The organism is Pseudomonas cucumis (genome assembly GCF_030687935.1).
Taxonomy (GTDB): Bacteria; Pseudomonadota; Gammaproteobacteria; order Pseudomonadales; family Pseudomonadaceae; genus Aquipseudomonas; species Aquipseudomonas cucumis.
In genome coordinates this window covers 122,891-144,969 of the sequence record NZ_CP117454.1, presented here as the reverse complement: position 1 = coordinate 144,969, position 22,079 = coordinate 122,891, and the positions used below count along the sequence as shown (strand labels likewise).

Genomic DNA, 22,079 nt, shown 5'->3' with positions numbered 1-22,079 from the left:
CTGCGTGGGAATGCCTCAAGGGACGCTCCGCGTTCCAGCCCCACCGCCGACGGTTGCGCCTGGCACCATTGTGACGCGGAGCGTCACGGGCTGCATTCCCACGCAGAGCGTGGGAACGATCATCTGTGCTACCTCACGCTAAACCTCGGCCCGAGGCTTCATTTGCGGCGAGTCAAGGTGATCCAGCGCCCGCTCCACCAACAACCGCACGCCATCGGCCAATCGGCTGAGCGCCAGGGCTACTGAGCGCCGTGAGCCTTCCACATCATCCGCCAGGTCGGCGGCGATGGCGCTGATGGACAGCAGGTCTTCGGAGGCGTTGGCCAGAAGGGCTTCGGTATCAATGTCGGGGGAGACGGTGAAGAGGCGGCCTTTGCGGGGCCGGGGGGGCGGATTCGGCGTTACTTTGAACATAAGAAATCATCCTAAACAGTAAGTTGGAGCCGTCACCGTTCGCTTGCACGCGAATAGGGTGGCGGCCGTGCGCAGGTGTGCAAGACCGGGACTGTTTAGGACACCCAGCAGATCCGAGGATCTCCTGCGCGCAGCCGCCATAAAGCAGTAAGCATCGAAATGCTCATTGAGAGGAATGGCAGCACGCTACCTAAACAGTTTGGTCGGACTTGCACGTCCGTGTCACCGATTATTCAGTGACAAGGCCAGACTAGACTTGGACTTTTGCCAAAACAAGTTCACCAACACCGCTACAACTTGAAGGAAATCTCCTAGGACTTTGCTATCGGAATAATCGGTGTCCGCACGGGCGCCATCGCGGGCAAGCCCGCTCCCACAGGGGCGGAGGTGAATGCAGGATTGTGGTACCACACAAATTCTGTGGGAGCGGGCTTGCCCGCGATGACGGCAGCAGCCTCACCGCCAAGGCCTAGGCTCACCAAACAACTGCCCCTGAACCCCATACAACCCCATCTCACGAATCACCAACAACTCCCCTTCGGTCTCGACCCGCTCGGCAATCAACGGCAAATCAATGCTGTGCGCCGCCCGCTGAATCGCCTCGATGAACAGGCGTTTATCGCTCTCCTGATCAATCGCCCGGATGTAACTGCCGTCGATTTTCAGGTACGCCAATCCCAGCCGCGCCAGGTTGCCGATCATGCTGAAACGCCCACCAAAGCGCTGCAGGCTCAGCGAGAACCCAAGTTCACGCAAACGCCGCGTCAGCTGTTCCAGCACCGCTTGCTCGGGCAATTGCTCTTCGCCGATTTCCAGGGTCAGTCGTTCCCCGAGATTCGAATGCTGACGCAGGATGTCGAACACTTTGTTCAACGCCTGCGGATCCGCCAGGGTCGCCGAAGACAGGTTCAGCGCCAGCGACTCTTCATGGTCGGCCATCTGCTCAAGCACCAGTTCCAGCATCAAACGGTCCAGCCGCGCAGTCCAGCCGAAACGCGCGAGCCATGGCAGGAAACGCCCGGCGGGAATGGTCCGGTCCTGTTCATCGAGCAGGCGCGATAGCACTTTGTAATGCAGCACCACCTGCGTGTCGTGGCTCGCCACCACCGGCTGGAAGTACAGTTCGAAACGCTGCTGATCCAACGCCTGATCCAGCAACGTGTGCCAGGCATGATGATCGTCACCAACCCGGGCCGGCGCGCCCTGATCGAGGCACGCCCAGCTCGGCTCGCCCTGACTTTCCGCCTGGGCCAGTGCCTGATCCGCCAACCCGATCACCGCTTGCGGCGAGTCACCCTGGGCAAACGGCGCCAACCCGATCGAAGCCACCGACGACACGTCCGTGGCGCCCGTCGCATGCAGGCTGGTCAGGGCACTCTCAAGGTTGCTTGCCAGTTGCAGTGCTTCCTCGCGCACCAGCCCCGGCGCCAGCACGGCGAATTCACCGCCTCGAATGCGCGTGACGAGGTTCTGGGTTTCCGGGTACTTGGCGCACTCACGGGACAACTGTTCGCCCACCGCTTTCAACAATTGATCGGTGCGCTGACCACCCAGGCGCTGGTTCAGACCCGCGAGGTCCTTGACCCGCAACAACAGCAAATAGCCGGAGCTGGCCTGCTCGGGATTGCTCACTCGCGCGTTCAATTGCATCTCGAAATAGCGCCGGTTGGCCAGGCCGGTCAGGTTGTCCTGATAGGATTCGGCCCGCAGTTTTTCACTGCGTTCAGCCTGCTCCTGGAATAGCGCCTTGAGCTTCTCGACCATCTGGTTCATGGCCTGCACCACGCGACGCAGTTCGGGGGTGCGCGGCAACTCCGGCAGGCTGAGAAATTCCCGGCGAGCGATGGCATGGGATTGCTTGACCATGTAATCCAGCGGCTTCAGTTGCCGGCGCAGCAACAGCGCGCCCAGCACCGCACTCACCGCGCCGCAGATCAGCAACCAGCCGAGGCTGCCCAATGCGCTCTGCCATAGCTTGGCCAACGCGAACATCGGATGGCTAACCACCTCGACCCGCGCGGCCTGCTCCCAGCCACGGCTGACAAGCGCGTCGCCACCGGCCGGTTCCAGGCCGATCAGTTTGACGAACCAGTCCGGCACGTTGGTGACCGCCGGGATGCCGCTGCGCTCGACAATTGTCTTGTCGTTGGCCAGATCAACCACGCGGATGCTCGCGTAATAACCGCTGTCGAAGATCGAACTGACCAGCAACTCGACCATCGCCGGGTCGTCGATGTTCGGCGTCAGGGACAACGCCAATGCCGTCGCGGCGTCCTGGGCATGGGAGCGCAACTGGTTGACGTACTGGGTGCGCGAGCTTTCCAGACTGACCATGAAGCTGCCGGTGAAGGCGACCACCAGGAACAGACAGATAGCGATCAACAGCTGTTTGAACAAAGACATCTGAGCGCGTGCTCCTAGTTAGTCGTCTCGACCGGGAATCCTTCGGCCTGCATTTTCTTCAATACATCCTGCCAGCGGGACAGGCGTTTGGTATCTCCGACCTTCTTGTTGCCTTTGGCTCCCGGCAACCACAGCCCTTCGGCATTGAAAGAGTAGACCGGCAGCAAATCGGTTCGCTGGTTCGCAGGCTTGATCGCGTCGACCAGGCTGTCGAGTACCAAAGGCATGGCCTCTGGGCTTGAGTAGTAGGTCAGCACCATGTGCGCACGGTTCAAGCGTAAAGCCTTGACGTAGGTAATGCGCAGCTTGTCACTGGAGACACCGAGGTGGCGCAGGCTGAAATACTTGGCGATAGCGTAGTCTTCGCAATCGCCGGCGCCCTTCCACAAGGCTTCGATCGGAGTTTCCCAATAATCGACCTCGTGCCACAGGTCGATGTCTTCTTCATAACGCATCTGCTTGTTGAAGAACCGGTTGACCACGTTGAGCTGTTCCAGCTCGCCAACCTGCTTTTGCGTGGCCAGCAATTGCTGCCAGGCATCGATGCGCTGCCGCCCTTCACCCAAAGGCCCGTACAATGCCTGCGCGCGACGGCTGATCAGCGAAAAATCCCAGTCGGCATGCAGCCCGCCCAGCATGACACCGGCCAGCAGCAGTGCGCAGCCTAGCCAGCGCAAAGTCCGAGGGATCGCGAAACGTATCGCCAATGCGAGGTATCCAGGTCAGGCAGATGGAAATCTGCTTGATGGTGAAGGTTAGTCTGCTAAAAGACAATGGCACGGTGAGATCACCGGCGACGCGCTAAACTTTGAATGGTGGGAGCAATAAAAAGATCGTAGGAGCTGCCGAAGGCAGCGAGTTTTCGACTTTTGTCTGTTTGACAACCCGTCAGGCAGTCTCTAGTGTCCATTTGGATCCAAATATTTCAGCCAAACAGGGTGCGTTTGTTGTGACACAGAAGCCCAACCCTCTCAGCAGCATCAAGGTCAACGGGCCGATTCCCGCCCATCTGGCGCGCTCGGTAATCGAAGAAACCTTGCGCGCGGCGATTCTCGACGGTCGCATTCCTTGTGGCATCGCCCTGCGTCAGCAAGACCTCGCCGACCTGTTCGGCGTCAGCCGCATGCCGGTGCGCGAAGCGTTGCGCCAGCTCGAAGCGCAATCGCTGCTCAACGTCATCGCCCATAAAGGGGCGGTGGTTGCACCGTTGGTCCAGGGCGATGCAGCAGAAACCTATGAGCTGCGAATCCTGCTGGAGTCCGAAGCCCTGCGTCGGTCGATCCCCCTGCTTGAAGCCGCCGATTTCGAACAGGCGGCGCGCTATATCGACGAGTTGGAAACGGAACACGACTACACCGAGATCGGCCGGCTCAATCGCTTGTTCCACATGGCGCTTTACAACAAGGCCCCCAACCAGCGTCTGTTGAGACTCGTCGAAGACGGGTTGAACGAAGAGGAGCGCTTCCTGCGCTTCAATCTGGAAGCCATGGGCCTGGGCAAACTGTCCCAGGAAGATCACCGAGCATTGTTGCGAGCCGCCGAAGAGCGAGACGTCGAGCGCTCGGTGACGTTGCTCGAAAACCACCTCAACCGGGGTGTCGAAGTCATCACCCGCTACCTCGAAAGCTCTGAGCCACAGCGCAGGAAATCCTCGAAGTAACCCGCAGCGACAGCCCCGAGCGAGCCCATTGAGCGGCTCGCTGTCGCTATTGCGCTGATCCGCACCTGGATGGGTCGACGAACAAATCTGCTTACAAATCCCCTTTCGTTCACACCGGACCGGTGTGCAGCGACTTCCTGCCCCCCGCCCCAAAGCCCCTGCTCCCCTTAAACCCGACATTTGCCCCTATCAGATCATGCAGGGGTGATAGCGACCGCCGTGAATTACGCTCACTCTTGAGCTGCCAACGAATAATGACGGGCGACGCACCGCACCTGCGGAGCAGTCGACGCACCAAGAACCTACGGAAGGAGTCTTGCCACGGGAAAGGAAGAACCGGCGTCATTCCCAGCCAACTTCCACCCTCTCAGATCACATCAACGAACCCAGTAGAAAGTTGCTTTGAGTGAGGCATTCACTCTTTATTTAAATTTTGGCCTATATAAGCCGAAAGGAGCAACTACGCCAAAATAAAACTTAATACAAAAGTCTTATTGGAACTTGTCACGCTCGAAAAAGTTAAACTTTAAATTAATAAAAAAATGACTTGCCCGACACTTTATTCCTGTATTAGTTTTTCTCCGCCGCCCGTAAACACGGGACACCCAGTACTACTTAGTGATTAAACACCAGAAAAACATCAATTCAATTGAGGCCCCCGTTCGCCAATAAAAAACATTAAGCAACCACCCTCAACAGTATTCCAGATCACTTATAGGCTCGCTCATGAAACCGACTAAAGATCGTCTCAACCAGAAGAAAGCAGAACTTAGTGCGCACCCGATCTTCTCTGAAATACATTCGTTATCGGTCCTTCAACGCTTTATGGAAACCCATGTATTTGCGGTGTGGGATTTCATGTCGCTGACCAAGCGCCTGCAACAGGAACTGACCTGCGTCCAGCTGCCCTGGCTGCCGCCGCGAGATCCTCAGGCTGCGCGGTTGATCAATGAAATCGTGCTCGGTGAAGAGTCTGATGATCGTCCGGCTCAAGGTCATTACAGCCATTTCGAGTTGTACCTGGATGCGATGCGCGAAGTCGGTGCAAGCACGGGCCCTGTCGAACGCTTCGTGGCGCTGCAAAAAGAAGGCGTGAGCTACGACGTGGCACTGCAAAGCGTCGACGTCGACCCGGCGGCCGCGCAGTTCGTGCGCCATACCCTGCACACCGCGATGCATGCACCAGGGCACAGTGTGGCGGCGGCGTTTCTGCATGGCCGCGAGAGTGTCATCCCGCAGATGTTCCAGCGGATTCTCGACGACTGGGGCATCGGCATCGAACAGGCGCCGACCTTCCGTTACTACCTGGAACGGCACATCGAAGTCGACTCCGAAGACCATGGCCCGGCGGCGGAAAAACTCCTCGCCCGCCTGGTCGATGGCGATCCGCAGCGCGAAGAAGACGTCTACGCCAGCGCCATTGCCGCCGTGGAAAGCCGCATCGCCCTGTGGGACGGCTTGCGCCTGAGCATGAGCGAACCGGTGGCGGAGGTGAACGCATGAACGCCGCCGACTACCAATCCTTCGCCGACGCCTGGGAGAGTCGCGCCACCATTCGCACCCGTCCCCGGCGCGTACTGGAGAACGACGACAAACTGATCTATCCGTTGAGCCGTCAGCCGCTGGTGCTGAGTGAAACCTTCCTGCGCGAATGCCCGGAACAACGGGACTTCGCCTTGGTGCAGACGCTCTACAAGTTCATCAACGACGTGGTGATTTTCGAAACCGAGATCGTCGACAAGACCGCTCGCAGCATCGCCAAAAACCGCTTCAGCGTGGGGTTCCCGTTCGCCTGTCGCTACGACGCCATGACCGTGGTGGTGGACGAGGATTACCACGCCCTGGTGGCCATGGATTTCATGCAGCAAACCGTCGCCATGACCGGCATCGTGCCGATCGAGTTGCCCGATGAAATCGAACTGAGCCGCGCTATCCCGGCGGCCGTGGCGCTCGCACCGGAACACCTGCGCAGCGCCGTGGAGCTGATCTGCGTGGCCATCGCCGAGAACACCGTGACCGGCGATGTGGCGGCATTCGCCAAGGACGACACGGTCAAGCAATCGATCAAGGGCCTGATGGCCGACCACTTGCTCGACGAGGGTCGCCACTCCGGGTTCTGGTCGCGGTTGGTGCGCATCTATTGGCACACCGCAAGCGAAAACGATCGCCAGTGCATCGCGCAAATCCTCCCGGTGTTTATCAGCCATTACCTGACCAACGACATTCAGAAGTCCTTCGACTTCCGCCTGATCGACGCCTTGCAGATCAGCGACGTGGCGCGCCGGGCACTCAAGAGCGAAGTGTCGGGGCTGGCCTTCCCGATCAATCGCCATCACCCGCTGGTCGCCAACATCGTGCGGTTTTTTCGCAGCAGTTCGCTGCTCGATTCACCGTGCGTACAAAGCGCCCTGAGCGACTACCTGGTTTAACGAGGAGAACATCATGAGACGTCTCGATATTTTGCTCATTGGGCAAAGCCAGGTCCTGACCGACCTGGCGCTGGAACTTGAACAACACGGTCATTCACTGGCGCGACTTGTGAATCTGGAGGCGCTGCCGCCCAGCACGTTTGATTTGCTGATCGACGATGCAAGCCTGCCGTTTCAGGGCTTTGGCGATGCACCGCGCCTGACGCTGCAGCTGGGTATCGGCGTGCCGGGCACCTCAGGCCTGCCAGCATTGGACCTGCTGTGCGCATACAACTCGATGCAGCTAAGTCGCGTGCCAGTCGCCGAAGAACTGTCCGGTAATGGCCAGGCATTGCGCCTGCGAGCGGTGGCCGATCTGGTCGATCACGTGGCATTGCTGGTCAGCCGCTTCTCCCGGGATGCCGAGTATTTTCTTCTCGTCGACCCTCCAATTCCCGCGCACTTCAAGCAGGTGGAGAATCTGCTGTTTTTAGAGCATCTGGCCTTCATCCATCAGCTCAACACCACGGCTGAACCAGGGTTGCTGCAACTCGGCCAGATTCCGATGATCGAGCGGCTTGAACAGCGCTTCATCCAGTCGGCCGAGCGGCCGGCGCTGAACATCTTCGGCTCGGTTCTGAGCTATCGGCAATTGCACGCCCACAGCCGCGCCATCCAGCAGCGTTTGCAACCATTGCTCGATCAGCATCAAGGACCGTTGGTGGTCGGGATCTGCCTGCCAAAATGCAGCGCGTTGTATGCGGGTATTCTGGCGATCCTGGGCAGCGGCGCGGTGTACCTGCCGCTGGAGCCAAGCCATCCGCTGCAACGTCAGCAGTACATTCTGGAAAACGCCGGCGCGGTGTTGTTGCTGCATGACGGAGAACATCCGCTCAGTGAGACGATGCCGGGGCTGGACATCAGCCGCATCGACATCGGCGATGCGAATCTCGATCAACCCTTGATGTGCCAACGACCTGATCTCGACGCGCCGTGCATGGCGCTCTATACCTCGGGTACCACGGGGCACCCCAAAGGCGTGTTACTCAGCCAGGCCAACCTCGCGCACTTCACCGCGTGGTACGCCGATTACGTGCAGCTGACGGAACAGAGTCGGGCGCTGCAGTTTTCATCGTTGAGTTTCGACTCGTCGCTGATCGATATTTTCCCGACACTGCTTCAGGGCGCCGAGCTGATCGTGCCCAACGAGGACCAACGTCGCGACCCGCTGCAACTGGTCGAACTGATCCGCCACCAACGACTCAGCCATGCCTTTTTACCGCCGGCGCTTTTGAGCATCCTGCCGCTGGATCAGTTGCAAATCCTCGATCATGTGATGACCGGGGGCGATGTTTGCGAACCCTACGTGATCGAGCAACTGACCCGCCAAGGCAATCTCTACAATCTCTATGGCCCGACCGAAGCCACGGTGCTGATCACCGCGCGGCAACTACGCACCGGCGACAACAACCGGACCCTCGGCGCACCGATTGCCAACAGTCAGGTGCTGATCCTCGATGAGGACTTCCAACCGGTAACCGAGCAAACCGTCGGTGAGTTGTACATCGTCGGCCCGGGGGTGTGCCTGGGTTACCTGAACAACCCGCAGCAGACTGCCGAACGTTATCTGAACCTGAGCCTGCCAAATGGCCAGAGCCTGCGCGCGTATCGCACCGGCGACATGGCCAAGTGGACCCGCGACGGCATCGAACTGTGCGGACGGCGAGACAATCAGGTGAAGATTCGCGGCTTTCGGGTCGAGCCCGAAGAGATCGAACGCTGCCTGCGCGACAGCCAGCTGTACCGTCAGGTGGCGGTGGTCATCGACCGTCACCGACGGATTCTGGCCTTTCTCGCCCAGCCTCAGGAAGAACAACCCGGTGCTGCTCGCGAAGCCTTGAAAGCCCACGCGATGCAGTTTCTGCCGGACTACATGCAGCCGACCGCATGGACCGAACTGGCGAGCATGCCGTTCGCCAGCAACGGCAAGGTCGACCGCAAAGCGCTGCTGGAACTGCCCGTCAACGTGACCGAAAACAGCCCGCGGCGTTTGCCCACCAGCGCCGATGAAGCGCTGTTGCTGGAGATCTGGGCCGAGCTGCTGGAACTGCCCGCCAGCGACATCTCCACCGACGAAAGTTTCTTTAACCTCGGCGGGCACTCGATCCTGCTGTCGCGCATGCTCCTGCGTTTGCGTGAAGAGTTCGGCCGCAGCATCTCGATCAACCGCTTCATCGAGCTGCCGACGATTGCGAAGCTGGCGACGTTGGTACGCGGCTCCGGGACCGAGGAAGTGCTGAGCGAAAAAGCCCTGACCGATGCCTTTCGCGAACTGGACATCGAGCCGTTGTCGATCAGCCGAATGGGCGATGTGCACAAGGTGATCGTCACCGGCGCCAACAGCTTTGTCGGTGTTCATATCGTCGAGGCGCTGCTGGCCTGGGGCGCCAGCGAAGTGGCATGCCTGGTGCGCGATGGCGGTGGGCAATCGGCGGCGCAACGCTTCGCGGATGCGTTGCGGGAAAACCGCCTGGAGCATCTGGACCTGAGCCGGGTGCGGGTTTACGCAGCAGACATCACGCGCCCGCAACTGGGGCTCAGCGAAGATGTTTACCAACGACTGGACCGAGAGTTCGGTGCGCTGGTGCACAACGCCGCCAACGTGAATCACGTCCTCGATTACGAGTCGTTGGCGCGGGACAACGTCGAGCCGATTTTCGAGTGCCTGCGTTTGTGTGAAGGGCGCAGCAAGAAGATCTTCAACTTCGTTTCGACGCTCTCGGCGTCCAGCACGATTTCCGACGATGGCCGGGTGCTGGAACTGCCTGCCGCGCGGACACCGCCGATCTACATCAAGAACGGCTACAACCTGTCTAAATGGGTCGGCGAGCGGATCCTCGAACGGGCGCGGGAGCGTGGGGTGCGGGTCAATCTTTATCGCCCCGGCAACATCAGTTTCAACAGCCTCACCGGCGTCTGCCAGCCCCATAAGAATCGCTTGATGCTGATGCTCAAGGGCTCGATCCAGCTCGGCCAGGTGCCGGAGTTCGCGCTGAATTTCGACCTGATGCCGGTGGATTTTCTTGCCCGTTTCATCGCCTTCCATGCCAGCCGTTACCAGGCCGAAAAAGCGGTGTTCAACCTGCACAACCCCGAACCCCTGAGCTGGGATTGCTACGTGGCGTCATTTCGCGAGGCCGGTCGGGAGTTCGCCATGGTCAGCGTCGCCGACTGGCAGCAGCAACTGGGCCGCGTCGACAGCGATAACGCGCTGTTTGGCGTGCTGGGTTTCTACCTCAACGGCTTCGAAGAAGACATCGGCGACATCTCAATGATCGGCCATGACAACGCCCAGGCCGGCGTCCGGCAGATGGGCGCGCACTACCCGGAAAAATCCCCGGCGCTGCTGCGACGTGGCTGCGACTACCTCAAAGAAATCAACTTCATCTGATTCACCCTGACCCTGCACGGAGCAAAACCATGAAAACTCTGCAACCCGATACCCTGATCAAAAATCCTCACGGCTGCCACGTCGTGTCTTCGGTAGAAGTACCGGCCGATGCGGCGCAAGTCTGGGCAGTGGTCGGTAACTTTGCCGGCTTCGACCGATTCATTCCGGCGCTGTCGCACATCGAGATGACGGGCGACGGCGTGTCGTCGCTGCGCAAGAAATTCTTCAAGGACGGCAACCTGGTGGTCGAGCAGCTCAACTCCCGAGACGACCAGGCACTGAACATGACCTGGACGACGATCTACAACACACTGGGCGTGGCCAATTTGTGGGCGGCGATGAGTGTTGAGTCCTTGGGCACAGGCAAGTCGCGGGCGACCTGGACCATCATCGCCGAACCGGCCCAGGGCGGCACCGAAGCCCTGCCGGGGTTCAAGGATTTTGTTCAGGGGTTTGCCGATGATGCGATGGGGAATGTGTTGAAGCTGTTTGTGTAAGGCTTCGGTTCGGCGGTGACTGATCTACCGCTATCGCGGGCAAGCCCGCTCCCACATGGTTTGTGTCGTACACACATCCCCTGTGGGAGCGGGCTTGCCCGCGATTGAACGATAACGCGGTTCAACTGACCTTGATCAAATCTTGAAGCTATCAACCAGTTGCTTCAACCGATTGGCCTGCTGGGAGAGCGCATCGCAATCCTTCAATGTTTCGTTGAGGTTGGCCACGCTCTGCTGGTTCAACAGGTTGATCTGATTAACGTCGACGTTGAGGGTTTCCACCACGGCGGTCTGCTCTTCGGTCGCCGCGGCTACCGATTGGTTCATGCCGTCGATTTCGCCGATGCGCTGGGTCACGCTGACCAGTCGCAGGCCGGCCTGGTTCGCCACTTCGACGCTCTGTTCGCTGGACACCTGACTGGCGTTCATGGTGGTCACCGCTTCGCGAGAACCAATCTGCAGCGAGCTGATCATCTTGTGGATCTCTTCCGCCGACTCCTGGGTGCGATGAGCAAGGTTACGCACCTCGTCCGCCACCACCGCAAAACCACGACCGGCCTCACCGGCACGGGCCGCTTCGATGGCCGCGTTGAGCGCCAGCAAATTGGTCTGCTGGGAGATGCCTTTGATCACATCCAGAATGTGGCCGATGTTGTCGGTGCTCGCGTTCAGGGTTTCGATCTGCGTGCAGGACAGGCTGATTTTCTGCGACAGTTCGGTCATGGCCAGAATGGTTTTTTCCACCACCTGACGACCGTCATCAGCCTGCTCGCTCGCGCCGCTGGCGTGTTGCGAAGCATCGGCGGCGTTGCGGGCGATTTCCTGGGTGGCGGCGCCCAATTGGTTGATCGCCGCGGCCACGCTGTTGGTGCGAGCGCTTTGTTCGTCGGAGCCGATGATCGAAGCGTTGGACGATGCCATCACCCGTTGCGACAGGTCATGAACCTGACGGGTCGCCGAGGACACTTCGGAGATCGACGCGTGAATCCGCTCCACGAACTGGTTGAAGGAGCCGCCCAACTCGCCGAACTCGTCTTTGCTTTCTACGACCAGACGACGGGTCAGGTCGCCCTCGCCCTGAGCGATATCCTGCATCGCACGGCCCATCGTGGTCAGCGGACGCATCAGCACGCTGATCAGCAGACTCAGCAGCACCGCAATGGCCGTCACGGCGATGAACATTGCGATCAGCGCCGAGGTGCGGAACTGGCTCAGTGGTGCGTAGGCCTTGGCCTTGTCGATCGACAGACCGATGTACCACTCGGCATTCGGCAAACCACTCACCGGTGCGAACGAGAGGATGCGGTCCGACTTGTTCAGTTCTACTTCCTGGATGCCTTTCTCGATGCGGACACTGGAACCCGGATAGATGTCTTTCAGGTTCTTCATCACCTGATCCTTGTCCGGACTGACGATCACTTGACCGTCGGCGCTGACGAGGAACGCGTGACCGATGCCACCGAAGTCCACCGAGTTGATGATCTTCACCAGGGTTTCCAGACTCAGGTCGCCGCCGACAACGCCCAGCAGTTCGCCTTGCTTTTTCACCGGCATGGCGATGGTCACCACCAACCCGCCGACCGCAGCCATGTAAGGCGGGGTCAGCATGGTCTTGTCGGCGACCACGGCTTGTTTGTACCAAGGGCGCTGACGCGGATCGTAGCCGTCCGGCATCTTCGCGTCAGGGCGCTGGGTGAACACACCATTGGCCTGCCCGACGTAGGTGAACTGGAAGTTCGAGGTAAGGGCGGGTTGATCGACCAGCCCCGGCAGATCGGCATTGGCGCCTTGATGAGCGACGTTCTGCGCGAGGTTTTCCAGGACCAACACCCGGCCGCTCATCCAGTTCTGCACGCTGCTGGCGGTCAGGTCGCCGGCTTGCTCAACGGAAGACTCGAGGTTTTGTCGAATGGTGTTTCGCTGCAGATAGTCGTTGTACAAAGTGAACAACGCAAAAGCCAGCACCACGACGCCTGAAGCGGCCAGCAGGATTTTATGGCTGAACTTGAGATTCATTTCATGGGACTTCTTATGCAAAAAGTGGGGATGCGTTCCGGGTTTGCAACATTCCATGTAACAGCGCAGACGGCATTCTGGAGCCGCTCTACTTTGGTGCACGCATGTCTCACCAGTCTTGTCGGCACGAGTGGCAGAAATCTTAGGGATTTCGTCAGATACCCGCCGAACGGTGTGCTAGAGCGCCCGAGTAGCAGAGTTTGTTGACGGTTGCTCGAACGGCAGTTGCAAATTTTCTGACCCTTGATGACAATGCGACTAATTATCATTTGTGACGTCAGGCTGTCGCGTTCATGTCCTCACCTGAGTTTGCAGTACAGGCGCTCTACAGCAGTCATCACGGTTGGCTCAATACGTGGCTGCGCGCTCGATTGGGCAATGCGGCCGATGCGGCCGACCTGGCCCAGGACACGTTCGTTCGTCTGCTGCAAAGAACCGAACGCCTGGAGCTCAAGGCCCCCCGCGCCTTTCTACGAACCATCGCCCGCGGCTTGGTGATCGACCATTGGCGCCGTGAGGAAATCGAGCGTGCGTACCTGGAAACCATCGCCCATTTACCCGAGGCCGAAACCCCGAGCGCCGAGGCGCAAGCATTGGTGCTCGAATTGCTGGAAAGCATCGCCCGCATGCTTGAAGGCCTGAAGCCGAAAGTGCGTCAGGCGTTTCTGCTGGCCCAGTGCGAAGGACTTACCCACAAGCAGATCGCCGAACACATGGGATTATCCCTACGCTCAGTGGAACGCTATGTGGCCGACGCGCTGTATCACTGCTACGTGCTGCGGTATGAAGCGTGATGCCTGTGGATAACTCAGCGCTGAACCGCCGCGGTGTGCCGCATCAGCAAGTGGTCAAACAAGCCATCCATTGGTTGCTGCGCCTGCGTAACAACGCGACCAACCCCAGACTGCGCCAGCAATGCGACGTCTGGCGGGCGGAACAGCATGAACACGAACTGGCTTGGCAACGGGTGCAGTCCCTGCAAGCCGAGTTGAGCAGTAATCTGCGTGCGGTGTCCGGCGCTCAAGTCGCTTTCAACACTTTGGAAAACAGCGCACAGGGACTCGGGCGGCGCCAGGCGTTGAAGCTGCTGTCGGGCGCGTTGTTGATGGGTTCAGCGGCGTGGTTAGGCAAAGATACGATCGGCTGGCAGCAGTGGACCGCCGACTTCGCCACCGCCATAGGAGAACGACGTGGTTTCCAGTTACCGGATGGCACGCGCCTGGAGCTCAACACCGCCAGCGCGGTGGATCTGGAATACACCGCGCAGCAGCGGCTGATCAAACTGACTCGCGGCGAGATCATCGTAACGTGCGGCGGGGCAAGTGAAGGGGTTTCGTTGGATCGACCGTTGCGGGTGCAAAGCCGCCACGGCGTATTCGAAGGGGTGGCTGCGCGCTTCATCGTTCGTCAGGACACCGACTGCACACGGCTCAGCGTCACCAGCGGCATGGTCGCAATCCATTCGCCACTGGCCGCCGGAGGCCTGCCGATTCAAGTGCAGGCCGGGCAGAGCTATCTGATCGATCGCAATCGAGCGCAGTTGGCACCGCCGCCGGACATGGATGCCGGCGCCTGGGTCGACGGTTTGATCGTCACCCGCAACATGCGCCTCGGGGATTTCATTAATGAAATCGGACGTTACCGTCCCGGCTATCTAACCTGCGCGGCGGACATTGCCCACTTGCGGCTGTCAGGAGTTTTCCGTCTCGAAGACACCGACAAACTGCTCGCCATCCTGCCGCACACCCTGCCGGTACAACTGCGCTATCGCACTCGCTGGTGGGTGACGCTGGAGCGACAGGCCTGAATTATTTTTGGCGGGTTTTCCGAACAAGTCCGGCTTAGTCAGTAAGCACTTCAACTCTGCCTTCAGCGACTTCCTACGGAAACCTACAATGACTGTGCGCGCCATCAGTAAGAACCCTCTCCATTTCGCTGCGGAATCAGGCGTCTTGCGCCACGCCATCCGCGCGACACTGTTCTCGACCGCATTGGGTGTCGGCCTGCTGCCGACACTTGGCGTCGCAGCACAGGGCAGCGAAGCCAGTAGCCACCGCTACAACATTGCCGCCGGCTCCTTGAGCGATGTGCTCAACCAATTCGCGCGTCAGGCGGGCATCACGCTATCGACGACTCCGGCTCAAACCCAGGGCCTCCAGTCGCCGGGATTACAGGGCGACTATTCGGCGGATCAAGCGTTGAGCCATTTGCTCAACGGCACAGGGCTTGTTGCCGTCAGTCAGGATGGCAGCAGCTATGTGCTGCGGCCCGTCGCTGAAACCGAAGCCCTCGCACTGCCTACCACCGACATCAAAGGCTTCGCCCTAGGTAATGCGCTGGGCAGCATGGATGGCTACAACGCAACGCACAGCCAGATCGCCACCAAGACCAGTACCGCACTGCTGGAAACTTCGCAAAGCGTGTCCGTGGTGACCCGCGAGCAAATGGACGACCAAGGCTCGCAAACCGTGTCCCAGGCGATGCGCTACACCCCCGGCGTGCTGACCAACCCTTACGGCGCAACTCACCGTTATGACTACGTGGCGATGCGCGGTTTCAACGACGGCTCGGTGGATAACATCTATCTCGACGGCCTCAAATCCATGGGCGACAGCGGCACCTACAGCACCATGCAGGTGGACCCGTATTTCCTCGAACGAGTCGATATTCTCAAAGGGCCGTCGTCGGTGCTCTACGGTCGTAGCTCGCCGGGCGGTCTGGTGGCGTTGACCAGCAAAAAACCGTTGTATGAGCCCTATCATCAGGTTCAAGCCACGGTGGGCACTCAAGGCCAACGCGGCATGGGTTTCGACTTCAGCGGGCCGGTGGATGATGACAAGCGTATTGCCTATCGCCTGACAGGGTTGGCGGATCAGTCCGACACACAGTTCGACCACAATAAGGAAAAGCGCTTCGCCCTGGCGCCGACGGTGAGCATCGATTTCACCGAAGATACCTCGCTGACGCTGCAAGCTTATCTGCAACACGATCCCGACGGCGGCTATCACGGCGGCGTCCCGGCCGACGGCACGATCCATCAGCGCAATGGCAGTCGGATCTCTCCAAACTTCTTCGAAGGTGAGCCGGGCATTGATGGTTTCCAGCGTGATCAACAGTCCTTCGGTTATCAGTTCGAACACCGCTTCAACGACGTCTTCACCGCGCGGCAGAACTTCCGCTATCTCGATTCCAAGGTGAAGATCGATCAGGTTTACGCCTATGGCTGGACCACACCCACCAGTAACGAGTTGAACCGCTATTACACTGGCGGCGACGAAAAGCTCCACGCCTTTATCGTCGATAACATGCTGCAAGCCGAGTTCTTCACCGGCGCAACCAAACACACCGTGCTGATGGGCGCGGACTACCAACGACGCAAAACGGTGGTCGACTGGACCAGTGGCGGTCTTGCGCCGATCGATGCGTTCAATCCGGTTTACGGCAATTCGGCCATCGACTTCTACAGCCCGACCAGCTATCTGCGTCGCCTGGAACAGACCGGCGTCTACCTGCAAGACCTGATCGAGATGGATAAGTGGCGCTTCTCTTTGGGTCTGCGTCAGGACTGGGTCGAAACCTCCGATGAAAATCGGCTGGCTGAAGCGGGACGTCCTGTGGGCACGGAAATCAGTGACGAACGCACCAAACTGACGGGCCGAGCCGGGGCGTTGTACCTGTTCGATAACGGTATTGCGCCGTACATCAGCTACTCCGAGTCGTTCAACCCAAATTCCTATGCGGACAGCGCCGGCAATCCTCTGGCACCGACCGATGGCACCCAGTGGGAAGTGGGCGTGAAATACCAGCCGCCAGGCACCGACAACTTGTTCACGGCGTCGCTGTTCCGCATCGATCAGGAAAACCTGGCGACCAAACTACCGCAGGAAAACTTCTATCGCGCTGTAGGCGCCGTCCGCTCCCAGGGTCTGGAACTGGAAGCGCACATGCAACTGACCGATAACCTGAAAGTCCTCGGCAGCTACACCTTCACCGACATCGAGTATTCGAAGTCGATGATCAGTACGTTGAGCACCGCAACCGACGTGATCGAGAACAAGGGCAACTCGCCGACCCAGGCGCCACGTCATATGGCCTCGGTGTGGGCGGACTACAAGTTCGACAGCGCAGCGCTTGATGGCCTGCGTCTGGGCGGCGGCGTGCGTTATGTCGGCTACAGCTGGGCCGATGCGGAAAACACCCTAAAGGTGCCGTCCTACACGCTGTTCGATGCATCTGTCGGCTATGACCTGGGCAAGGTGGGTTTGAAGGGCGTGGACGTACGTCTGAATGCGAACAACCTGACCAACGAGTCCTACGTGGCCTCCTGTGCCAGCCTGAACTTCTGCTACCTGGGTGAAGAGCGCAATGTCGCCGCTACCGTGAGCTACCAGTTCTAACGACTCGTTATCCAAAAAAGCCAGCCCCTGAATCCAGGGGCTGGCTTTGTCGTCTCTGCAGGAAAATCCCATGCGTGCATTTCTGGTTTTACTTCATCGTTACATCGGTTTGGCGACCGCGTTGTTTCTGCTGATGGCGGGGATTACGGGCAGCATTCTGGCGTTCAATCATGAGCTGGATGAGTGGCTCAATCCGGGGTTCTATTCAGCGTCTGCCGAAGGTCAGCGTTTGCCACCTGGTGCCTTGGTCGACAAGCTGCAAGCGGAGCATCCGAGGCTGCAAGTCTGGTACATGGAGTACCCGTCAGAACCGGGTCATACCGCTTTGCTGGCTGCGGTACCACGCAATGACCCTGCGACCGGAAAGCCTTTTGCCGAGCCCAATCAGGTGTTCTATCTGGACCCGGTCAATGGCGAACAGAAAGGGCAGCGGTTCTGGGGAGAATGCTGCTTTCAGCGGGAGAACTTCATCCCGTTCATTCTTGAGTTTCACTACAACCTGGTCCTGCCGGATAACTGGGGATTGTTGTTAATGGGGCTGGTCGCGATCGCCTGGGTTGTCGATTGTTTCATTGCGCTTTGGCTGACGCTTCCACGCGGGAAACCGTTCTGGAGGAAGTGGTCGACGGCCTGGAAGATCAAGGGCGGGCATGCCTATCGGCTGAATTTTGACCTACACCGGGCGGGTGGTTTGTGGCTGTGGTTATTGCTGTTGCCGATCGCTGTCAGCAGTGTCGCCATGAACCTGCCGAGCCAAGTCTTCAAACCTGCGGTTTCACTGTTTTCGCCGATTGAACCGAGCGTTTACGAGGCCCGCGGACGCATGCCTGCCGAGGAGCTGGGAGTTACGCGCCTGAGTTATCAACAAGCATATGAACGTGCGTTGCAGGAAGGGCAAAGGCTGGGGCTGACAGCAGCGATCGGAGAGTTGTACTACAGCTTTGAGTACAACTTTTATGGGGCAGGGTTTGGGCAACATGATACCGAGGCCCATGGAAAGTCCTGGCTGTTCTTCCATGGCACGGACGGGCGTTTACTGGGGCAGGAAATCGCGGGGCAAGGCACCTTGGGGGAGCGCTTCTATCGGCTGCAATTACCGATACACGGAGGACGAATCATTGGGCTCACCGGGCAAGTGATGATCGCGATGCTAGGTGTTTTGATTGCGGTATTGTCGGTGACGGGAATCTATATCTGGTGGCGCAAGTTGCTGGCTCGAAAGAGTAGCAAGGCACGTAAGAGCGGGATGTGCCCCATACCGGATTGAGGTTTCTATAGCCTAGAAAGACAAAACCCCTGTCTGCATAAGCAGACAGGGGTTTCGGAATTCAATCTTGACGATGACCTACTCTCACATGGGGAAACCCCACACTACCATCGGCGATGCATCGTTTCACTGCTGAGTTCGGGATGGGATCAGGTGGTTCCAATGCTCTATGGTCGTCAAGAAATTCTGTAACCAGCCCGTTACAGCGGTAACGTGCCAGCAAAATCGGTGACTTCTACTAAAACAAAACCCCTACCTGCATACGCAGATAGGGGTTTCGGAATTTAATCTTGACGATGACCTACTCTCACATGGGGAAACCCCACACTACCATCGGCGATGCATCGTTTCACTGCTGAGTTCGGGATGGGATCAGGTGGTTCCAATGCTCTATGGTCGTCAAGAAATTCGGTAGCCAGCTCGTTCGCCTTGCGGCTCACGCTCCAGCGAATGGGTATGCGATAGTTTGTGTGTTTGTTTCTCGAACTTTCGGTTCGTTTCGTCTTCACACACCGCAATCTGGCGCCTCTTCAGGTCAGCAAATTGCTTGGGTGTTATATGGTCAAGCCTCACGGGCAATTAGTATTGGTTAGCTCAACGCCTCACAGCGCTTACACACCCAACCTATCAACGTCGTAGTCTTCGACGGCCCTTCAGGGGACTCAAGGTCCCAGTGAGATCTCATCTTGAGGCTAGTTTCCCGCTTAGATGCTTTCAGCGGTTATCTATTCCGAACATAGCTACCCGGCAATGCCACTGGCGTGACAACCGGAACACCAGAGGTTCGTCCACTCCGGTCCTCTCGTACTAGGAGCAGCCCCTCTCAAATCTCAAACGTCCACGGCAGATAGGGACCGAACTGTCTCACGACGTTCTAAACCCAGCTCGCGTACCACTTTAAATGGCGAACAGCCATACCCTTGGGACCGGCTTCAGCCCCAGGATGTGATGAGCCGACATCGAGGTGCCAAACACCGCCGTCGATATGAACTCTTGGGCGGTATCAGCCTGTTATCCCCGGAGTACCTTTTATCCGTTGAGCGATGGCCCTTCCATACAGAACCACCGGATCACTAAGACCTACTTTCGTACCTGCTCGACGTGTCTGTCTCGCAGTCAAGCGCGCTTTTGCCTTTATACTCTACGACCGATTTCCGACCGGTCTGAGCGCACCTTCGTACTCCTCCGTTACTCTTTAGGAGGAGACCGCCCCAGTCAAACTACCCACCATACACTGTCCTCGATCCGGATAACGGACCTGAGTTAGAACCTCAAAGTTGCCAGGGTGGTATTTCAAGGTTGGCTCCACGCGAACTGGCGTCCACGCTTCAAAGCCTCCCACCTATCCTACACAAGCAAATTCAAAGTCCAGTGCAAAGCTATAGTAAAGGTTCACGGGGTCTTTCCGTCTAGCCGCGGATACACTGCATCTTCACAGCGATTTCAATTTCACTGAGTCTCGGGTGGAGACAGCGCCGCCATCGTTACGCCATTCGTGCAGGTCGGAACTTACCCGACAAGGAATTTCGCTACCTTAGGACCGTTATAGTTACGGCCGCCGTTTACCGGGGCTTCGATCAAGAGCTTCGCGTTAGCTAACCCCATCAATTAACCTTCCGGCACCGGGCAGGCGTCACACCCTATACGTCCACTTTCGTGTTTGCAGAGTGCTGTGTTTTTAATAAACAGTCGCAGCGGCCTGGTATCTTCGACCGGCGTGGGCTTATGCAGTAAATGCTTCACCCTCACCGGCGCACCTTCTCCCGAAGTTACGGTGCCATTTTGCCTAGTTCCTTCACCCGAGTTCTCTCAAGCGCCTTGGTATTCTCTACCCAACCACCTGTGTCGGTTTGGGGTACGGTTCCTGGTTACCTGAAGCTTAGAAGCTTTTCTTGGAAGCATGGCATCAACCACTTCGTGTTCTAAAAGAACACTCGTCATCAGCTCTCGGCCTTAAGATCCCGGATTTACCTAAGATCTCAGCCTACCACCTTAAACTTGGACAACCAACGCCAAGCTGGCCTAGCCTTCTCCGTCCCTCCATCGCAATAACCAGAAGTACAGGAATATTAACCTGTTTTCCATCGACTACGCTTTTCAGCCTCGCCTTAGGGACCGACTAACCCTGCGTCGATTAACGTTGCGCAGGAAACCTTGGTCTTTCGGCGTGGGTGTTTTTCACACCCATTGTCGTTACTCATGTCAGCATTCGCACTTCTGATACCTCCAGCAAGCTTCTCAACTCACCTTCACAGGCTTACAGAACGCTCCTCTACCGCATCACCTAAGTGATACCCGTAGCTTCGTGTATGGTTTGAGCCCCGTACATCTTCCGCGCAGGCCGACTCGACTAGTGAGCTATTACGCTTTCTTTAAAGGGTGGCTGCTTCTAAGCCAACCTCCTAGCTGTCTAAGCCTTCCCACATCGTTTCCCACTTAACCATAACTTTGGGACCTTAGCTGACGGTCTGGGTTGTTTCCCTTTTCACGACGGACGTTAGCACCCGCCGTGTGTCTCCCATGCTCGGCACTTGTAGGTATTCGGAGTTTGCATCGGTTTGGTAAGTCGGGATGACCCCCTAGCCGAAACAGTGCTCTACCCCCTACAGTGATACATGAGGCGCTACCTAAATAGCTTTCGAGGAGAACCAGCTATCTCCGAGCTTGATTAGCCTTTCACTCCGATCCACAGGTCATCCGCTAACTTTTCAACGGTAGTCGGTTCGGTCCTCCAGTTAGTGTTACCCAACCTTCAACCTGCCCATGGATAGATCGCCCGGTTTCGGGTCTATTCCCAGCGACTAGACGCCCTATTAAGACTCGCTTTCGCTACGCCTCCCCTATTCGGTTAAGCTCGCCACTGAAAATAAGTCGCTGACCCATTATACAAAAGGTACGCAGTCACCCAACAAAGTGGGCTCCCACTGCTTGTACGCATACGGTTTCAGGATCTATTTCACTCCCCTCTCCGGGGTTCTTTTCGCCTTTCCCTCACGGTACTAGTTCACTATCGGTCAGTCAGTAGTATTTAGCCTTGGAGGATGGTCCCCCCATATTCAGACAAAGTTTCTCGTGCTCCGTCCTACTCGATTTCATGACCAAGAGATTTTCGCGTACAGGGCTATCACCCACTATGGCCGCACTTTCCAGAGCGTTCCGCTAATCTCAAAGCCACTTAAGGGCTAGTCCCCGTTCGCTCGCCACTACTAAGGGAATCTCGGTTGATTTCTTTTCCTCAGGGTACTTAGATGTTTCAGTTCCCCTGGTTCGCCTCTTAAGCCTATGTATTCAGCTTAAGATAACCATCTTATGATGGCTGGGTTCCCCCATTCAGACATCTCCGGATCAAAGTCTGTTTGCCGACTCCCCGAAGCTTTTCGCAGGCTACCACGTCTTTCATCGCCTCTGACTGCCAAGGCATCCACCGTATGCGCTTCTTCACTTGACCATATAACCCCAAGCAATCTGGTTATACTGTGAAGACGACATTCGCCGAAAATTCGCGATTAAACTCACAAATTTTACCTTAGCCTGATCACCACCAGTGAAAGTGGCCATCAGTCTAT

The 22,079-nt window shown here is 57.9% G+C and carries 13 protein-coding genes and 3 rRNA genes; 9 read left to right on the top strand and 7 right to left on the bottom strand.

What is annotated here, in order from left to right; genetic code table 11:
- Window positions 1–138: 138 nt before the first annotated feature.
- From PSH97_RS00670 to lapG, 3 genes are all read right to left on the bottom strand, one after another.
- Window positions 139–414, bottom strand: coding sequence for a DUF6124 family protein (locus tag PSH97_RS00670; RefSeq protein WP_305447697.1), 276 nt, complete (start codon window positions 412–414; stop codon window positions 139–141).
- A 456-nt stretch (window positions 415–870) separates the two neighbouring features.
- Window positions 871–2,817, bottom strand: coding sequence for a cyclic di-GMP receptor LapD (gene lapD / locus PSH97_RS00665; RefSeq protein WP_305447696.1), 1,947 nt, complete (start codon window positions 2,815–2,817; stop codon window positions 871–873).
- Between the two features lie 14 nt (window positions 2,818–2,831).
- A complete protein-coding gene (lapG, locus tag PSH97_RS00660) occupies window positions 2,832–3,524 on the bottom strand; it encodes a cysteine protease LapG (RefSeq protein ID WP_105349110.1) in 693 nt (230 codons plus the stop codon).
- A 242-nt stretch (window positions 3,525–3,766) separates the two neighbouring features.
- Between lapG and PSH97_RS00655 the strand changes: the two genes are divergently transcribed.
- From PSH97_RS00655 to PSH97_RS00635, 5 genes are all read left to right on the top strand, one after another.
- Complete coding sequence (locus tag PSH97_RS00655; RefSeq protein WP_305447695.1) at window positions 3,767–4,477, top strand: GntR family transcriptional regulator; 711 nt, start codon at window positions 3,767–3,769, stop codon at window positions 4,475–4,477.
- Between the two features lie 726 nt (window positions 4,478–5,203).
- Complete coding sequence (locus tag PSH97_RS00650; RefSeq protein WP_305447694.1) at window positions 5,204–5,980, top strand: DUF3050 domain-containing protein; 777 nt, start codon at window positions 5,204–5,206, stop codon at window positions 5,978–5,980.
- The gene (locus PSH97_RS00645; protein ID WP_305447693.1) at window positions 5,977–6,906 is read left to right on the top strand and encodes a diiron oxygenase; all 930 of its coding nucleotides are present in this window, start codon (window positions 5,977–5,979) and stop codon (window positions 6,904–6,906) included. Before PSH97_RS00650 ends, PSH97_RS00645 begins: the two co-directional genes overlap by 4 nt.
- 13 nt (window positions 6,907–6,919) lie before the next feature.
- Window positions 6,920–10,336, top strand: a complete 3,417-nt coding sequence (locus PSH97_RS00640; RefSeq protein ID WP_305447692.1) for a non-ribosomal peptide synthetase — start codon at window positions 6,920–6,922, stop codon at window positions 10,334–10,336.
- 29 nt (window positions 10,337–10,365) lie between these two features.
- A complete protein-coding gene (locus PSH97_RS00635; RefSeq protein WP_305447691.1) occupies window positions 10,366–10,833 on the top strand; it encodes an SRPBCC family protein in 468 nt (155 codons plus the stop codon).
- Between the two features lie 135 nt (window positions 10,834–10,968).
- Here the strand turns inward: PSH97_RS00635 and PSH97_RS00630 are convergent, their stop codons facing one another.
- Window positions 10,969–12,849, bottom strand: coding sequence for a methyl-accepting chemotaxis protein (locus tag PSH97_RS00630; RefSeq protein WP_305447690.1), 1,881 nt, complete (start codon window positions 12,847–12,849; stop codon window positions 10,969–10,971).
- Between the two features lie 293 nt (window positions 12,850–13,142).
- Here PSH97_RS00630 and PSH97_RS00625 point away from each other — a divergent pair, with 293 nt between their 5' ends.
- The 4 genes from PSH97_RS00625 to PSH97_RS00610 all read left to right on the top strand — a co-directional run bounded on the left by PSH97_RS00625 (window position 13,143) and on the right by PSH97_RS00610 (window position 18,513).
- Window positions 13,143–13,643: a sigma-70 family RNA polymerase sigma factor gene (locus tag PSH97_RS00625; protein ID WP_305447689.1), complete on the top strand. Its 501-nt coding sequence runs from the start codon at window positions 13,143–13,145 to the stop codon at window positions 13,641–13,643.
- Window positions 13,643–14,656: a FecR domain-containing protein gene (locus tag PSH97_RS00620; RefSeq protein ID WP_305447688.1), complete on the top strand. Its 1,014-nt coding sequence runs from the start codon at window positions 13,643–13,645 to the stop codon at window positions 14,654–14,656. Before PSH97_RS00625 ends, PSH97_RS00620 begins: the two co-directional genes overlap by 1 nt.
- Before the next feature lie 88 nt (window positions 14,657–14,744).
- Window positions 14,745–17,246 (top strand): TonB-dependent siderophore receptor, encoded by a 2,502-nt coding sequence (locus PSH97_RS00615; protein ID WP_305447687.1) that lies wholly within the window; start codon window positions 14,745–14,747, stop codon window positions 17,244–17,246.
- Between the two features lie 70 nt (window positions 17,247–17,316).
- Complete coding sequence (locus tag PSH97_RS00610) at window positions 17,317–18,513, top strand: PepSY-associated TM helix domain-containing protein (protein ID WP_305447686.1); 1,197 nt, start codon at window positions 17,317–17,319, stop codon at window positions 18,511–18,513.
- Between the two features lie 65 nt (window positions 18,514–18,578).
- On the opposite strand, the gene rrf (PSH97_RS00605) is transcribed toward PSH97_RS00610, so the two are convergent.
- From rrf (PSH97_RS00605) to PSH97_RS00595, 3 genes are all read right to left on the bottom strand, one after another.
- A 5S ribosomal RNA gene (rrf, locus tag PSH97_RS00605) occupies window positions 18,579–18,694 on the bottom strand.
- Window positions 18,695–18,801: 107 nt separating this feature from the next.
- A 5S ribosomal RNA gene (gene rrf / locus PSH97_RS00600) occupies window positions 18,802–18,917 on the bottom strand.
- Window positions 18,918–19,071: 154 nt separating this feature from the next.
- Window positions 19,072–21,961, bottom strand: a 23S ribosomal RNA gene (locus PSH97_RS00595).
- Window positions 21,962–22,079 lie beyond the last annotated feature (118 nt).

Bases quoted from the DNA above. Each gene is read 5' to 3' on its own strand.
- PSH97_RS00670 (WP_305447697.1), bottom strand. From the start codon at position 414: ATGTTCAAAGTAACGCCGAATCCGCCCCCCCGGCCCCGCAAAGGCCGC.
- lapD (WP_305447696.1), bottom strand. From the start codon at position 2,817: ATGTCTTTGTTCAAACAGCTGTTGATCGCTATCTGTCTGTTCCTGGTG.
- PSH97_RS00650 (WP_305447694.1), top strand. From the start codon at position 5,204: ATGAAACCGACTAAAGATCGTCTCAACCAGAAGAAAGCAGAACTTAGT.
- PSH97_RS00645 (WP_305447693.1), top strand. From the start codon at position 5,977: ATGAACGCCGCCGACTACCAATCCTTCGCCGACGCCTGGGAGAGTCGC.
- PSH97_RS00640 (WP_305447692.1), top strand. From the start codon at position 6,920: ATGAGACGTCTCGATATTTTGCTCATTGGGCAAAGCCAGGTCCTGACC.
- PSH97_RS00635 (WP_305447691.1), top strand. From the start codon at position 10,366: ATGAAAACTCTGCAACCCGATACCCTGATCAAAAATCCTCACGGCTGC.
- PSH97_RS00630 (WP_305447690.1), bottom strand. From the start codon at position 12,849: ATGAATCTCAAGTTCAGCCATAAAATCCTGCTGGCCGCTTCAGGCGTC.
- PSH97_RS00625 (WP_305447689.1), top strand. From the start codon at position 13,143: ATGTCCTCACCTGAGTTTGCAGTACAGGCGCTCTACAGCAGTCATCAC.
- PSH97_RS00620 (WP_305447688.1), top strand. From the start codon at position 13,643: ATGCCTGTGGATAACTCAGCGCTGAACCGCCGCGGTGTGCCGCATCAG.
- PSH97_RS00615 (WP_305447687.1), top strand. From the start codon at position 14,745: ATGACTGTGCGCGCCATCAGTAAGAACCCTCTCCATTTCGCTGCGGAA.
- PSH97_RS00610 (WP_305447686.1), top strand. From the start codon at position 17,317: ATGCGTGCATTTCTGGTTTTACTTCATCGTTACATCGGTTTGGCGACC.